Origin of the sequence: uncultured Enorma sp., assembly GCA_905210055.1 — a bacterium.
In the GTDB taxonomy this organism is placed as follows: domain Bacteria; phylum Actinomycetota; class Coriobacteriia; order Coriobacteriales; family Coriobacteriaceae; genus Enorma.
The window spans coordinates 1-3,651 of sequence record CAJLVH010000161.1; the positions used below are offsets into that span (position 1 = coordinate 1).

The following is a 3,651-nucleotide window of genomic DNA, read 5'->3' on the forward strand; positions in this document are numbered from 1 at the left end:
GCCAGCACGCCGAGGCTCCGGCAGACGCTTCTAGCGCAAACGCCCGCGCCTAGTGATAGGTTTCGTCCAGGACTTAGATTCTCACTAGTGATAGATTCCGTCCGGGACTGAGATTCTCACCGCGGTTGACGACGTCGACATTTTCCGCCACTTTTCCTGCTTAGAAAGGAAAAACTGGCGGAAAATGTCGACGTTGTGGGTTGCGTCGGCCTTGCGGCGGGTACAGGCCTATTCCGGGTGGCGAGCAAGGAATACCTGGTAGTCTGCCTCATTTTGGTCGGCATATGCCGAAGAGAATGCACAGAGAGCATCCGCGAACGCATCATCGTCTTCCAAGTAGGCGGCGATAGCGCCCTCGTCGCCCGTGCGGGCGTGGGCGTGGGCGAGCGCATGCGCGCACAGCCGTCCCACTGCCTCGAGGCTTCCGACGCCGATCTCCTCGAGGTCGATGGAGCCTTTTCCGTTCCACAGCTGGCGCACATAGTAATCGCGGCGCGTGCCGTCGGGCGATTCGATGCCCGTCCAGCCCAGGAGGATATCGGAAGTCGACTGCACAAGCCGCTGCCCCTCCACCACGCGCTGACCATGGTGCGCGTAGGGCGCGGCGTGCCAGAAGCGCTCGACCACCGATTCGCCCGCCTCCTTCACCTGAAGCACAAGCGGGTCGTCGGCATCTTTGCCGGCGAGCAGCACGACCCAGGCACGCGTGCCCACGCTGCCCACGCCCACAACCTTGCGGGCGCCGTCGAGTACGCGGTAGCGGTCGAGCAGGGCACGGCGATCGGGAGCGAGACTCAGGCGGTAGTCTTCGAGCATCCCTTGCAGCGCGGTGAACAGCGCCTCGCCGTCGGTATAGCCTTGCGTTTCGAGTAGGTCGCCGAACGGTACGAGCTCGGGCGGGCACGCATCGAAGCGCAGGGTATCGCCGATGCGGTGCGTGAGTTTATCCGCTGCGCGCAGGTTGTCCTTCTCGCGCGCCTTCTCGACCGCGCGGCGTATGGTGCGCGCCGTCTTTCCGCCAAGTTCCTTTTCGGCGGTATCGATCGCCTGCTCCACGTCGAGGTGCGCGTACCACACGTCGAGCTCGCCCATCTGGGCAAAGCGCTTCATTGACGTGCGATATTGCTTCGCGCAGGCGCGCACGGCATCGCGGCGGTCGTGCTTGGAAAAATCGCGGTCTCGACCGCAGATCTCGATGCTCGCAGCGAGGCGCTTGACGTCCCATTCCCAAGGTCCGGGCGCGGTTTCGTCGAAGTCGTTGACGTCGAACACGAGGCGCCGCGTGGGGCTCGCGAAGATGCCGAAATTCGCGATATGCGCGTCGCCGATGCACTGCACCTCGATGCCGGTCGTGGGTTGGCCGGCGAGGTCGTGCGCCATGATGATGGCAGACCCGCGGAAGAATGCGAACGGCGAGACGCCCATGCGCTCGTAGCGAAGCGGCACGAGTTCGGGTACGCGCGCGGCGGACTGCTCCTCGATGAGTTCGATGGCGTCCGTACGGTTAGGACGCAGCTCCCACGCTGCGAATGCTTCGAATGACGTCATGAGGCTCCCCACAGTGATAAAAACCAGCCTGGCTGGATTCTATCATCCGAGGATGAGCGCGAAGGCAGCCAGGATGGCGAGAAACGCGACGTTCCACATGGTGAAGAGCATGAAGTAGCGCCCCTTTTCGCGCGGGAGCACGAGCGCCACCTGTTTATAAGAGATGAGACTCGCCATGGAGGCGATGAGCGTGCCCAGGCCGCCGAGGTTCGTGCCCACGATGAGCGCGGCGAAGTTCGAGGTGAAGCCCGAGAGCAAGATGGCGGCAGGCACATTCGAGAGCACTTGGCTTGCGATGACGGAGACGGCAAGTTCGTGTCCGTCGATGAGCTGCGCGAGCGCGGCACTCACCATCTCGATTCGCCCGACATTGCCCACGAAGACGAAGAACGCGACGAACGTGACGAGCAAGGCGTAGTCCACGTGCGCGAGCGCTCGGCGATCCGCGATAAGCGCCACGGCGATCGTCGTGACAACGATTGCCTGATAGGGGAGGATGTGTGCGACGGAAAGCAAGGCGAGCACGAAGAGCGTCGCCCAGGGAAGCACGCGGAGCGGGGAGGGCGCGGGGTCATCGGCGTCGGTTGCGAGCTGCGGGATCTCGTCGGCGTGCTCGTTGTCATCAGGTTTCGCGCCGCGCGTTGCCGACGTCTGCGTGCGCTCGGGAATCTTGCCGAATAACGCGATCGCACCCACGAGCAGCGCGAGCGAAGCCGCGGCGTAGGGCAGCATGAGGAGCACGAACTCGCCAATGCGCATGTGCGATACGCTGTAGAGGTAGAGGTTCTGCGGGTTGCCCACGGGCGTGAGCATGCTGCCGAGGTTCGCGGCGATGGTCATCATGACGACGGTGAAGCATGCATGGCGTGGGGAATCGAGCGTGCGCAGTGCCAGTAGGGCGAAGGGGACGAACGTCACGAGGGCGACGTCGTTCGTGATGAGCATGCTCGAGAAGAACGCGAGCAGGGTGAGCGCGAGCGCGAGGCGTCGGGGGCCGCGTACGACGCTCAGCAGATGCCGGCACGCGATGCGAAACACACCGAGCCGCGAGAGCCCGCACATGATGGTCATGAGGCTGAAGAGCATCCCGATGGTGCGGGGGTCGACGTATTCGGCATAGGCGGCGTCGGGCGGAACGGCGGCGCACGAGCAGAGCGCCAGTACGACCGCCACGACGAGCACAGGGTCTTTCCTCACGATCTCGCGCACATTGAGCGCAACGCGCATGAACGTGTCCATGAGCACCTTTCGTTTCGCATGAGAGGAAGCTCGCTTAGCGTATGACAAGCGCTTTCCTCTGGCAAGGCTATGTATTCACGAGACTGCTGCGAGACGGGTACCCGGAGAGCATTGCATTCGATCTGGAAATATGCCGCTTGTCGCTTGCCGGTGATCTTCGCCCCTCGTTCGGCCCTCCTGCAGGACATGCGGCTAGCTATCCTGAATGCGTGGAAAGGAGCCGCATGCGGTACATGATCGACGGGCGCATGTACACGTTCGACCACCGGGCGTTCGCCGCGCTTGTCGGAAGGAACCGACCCGGTGTGCTCGAAACGCTTAAGCGCTTGTCGGGGGCGCTGCACGTCTCGATGAGTTCGCTGAAGGAGTGGCGGCGGGGAGACCATGCGCCAAGCGATGCCGGCAAGGTGTGCGACCTTGCCGTCGCGCTTGGAGTCGACGTGGGCACGCTGCTCAAGTCGGAGGGAGACGAGACGGAAGGGCAGGTATCGCCCATGACCGATCTGCAGAAGGCCGCCTTTGCACGGGTCTACCGGAAGGTCGTCGATTTCTTTGAGATGTTCGAGCGGACGGATCAGTTCGTCTGGAAAGAATACGACGTACGTGGCTACCCTCCTGAGCTTGTGTCTGGCGTTGTGCCCTCGACGGTGTATCCGCCATCGGCCGCGCCCGTCTCCAGCCTCCTGTACGGTGCGCGCGGCGTGCTTGCCGGCGATTTTCACGCGCAGCTTGCGGACTCGGTGACGCGGACTCTCGAGCGCGAGCGTTGCCTACTTGGCGGGCATCCGGTTTTCGAGGGCTTGCAGTCAATTATTGGGCGCGCGGTAGAAGATCTGTGCTACGACGACGAGGGGGAGTGGCTGG

General features: G+C 63.3%; 3 protein-coding genes. 1 reads left to right on the forward strand and 2 read right to left on the reverse strand.

Features of this window, described 5'->3' with window-relative positions; genetic code table 11:
• Window positions 1-228: 228 nt before the first annotated feature.
• Both QZ079_RS08490 and QZ079_RS08495 read right to left on the reverse strand, forming a co-directional pair.
• Complete coding sequence (locus QZ079_RS08490) at window positions 229-1,548, reverse strand: DUF2252 domain-containing protein (RefSeq protein WP_297037435.1); 1,320 nt, start codon at window positions 1,546-1,548, stop codon at window positions 229-231.
• 42 nt (window positions 1,549-1,590) lie between these two features.
• Window positions 1,591-2,787 carry an SLC13 family permease gene (locus QZ079_RS08495; protein ID WP_297037436.1) on the reverse strand — a complete coding sequence of 399 codons (1,197 nt, stop codon included), beginning with the start codon at window positions 2,785-2,787 and terminating at the stop codon, window positions 1,591-1,593.
• 233 nt (window positions 2,788-3,020) lie between these two features.
• Here QZ079_RS08495 and QZ079_RS08500 point away from each other — a divergent pair.
• Window positions 3,021-3,651 (forward strand): hypothetical protein (locus QZ079_RS08500; RefSeq protein ID WP_297037437.1); only part of this gene is annotated, 631 nt, incomplete at its 3' end.

Bases quoted from the DNA above. Each gene is read 5' to 3' on its own strand.
- QZ079_RS08495 (WP_297037436.1), bottom strand. From the start codon at position 2,787: ATGGACACGTTCATGCGCGTTGCGCTCAATGTGCGCGAGATCGTGAGG.
- QZ079_RS08490 (WP_297037435.1), bottom strand. From the start codon at position 1,548: ATGACGTCATTCGAAGCATTCGCAGCGTGGGAGCTGCGTCCTAACCGT.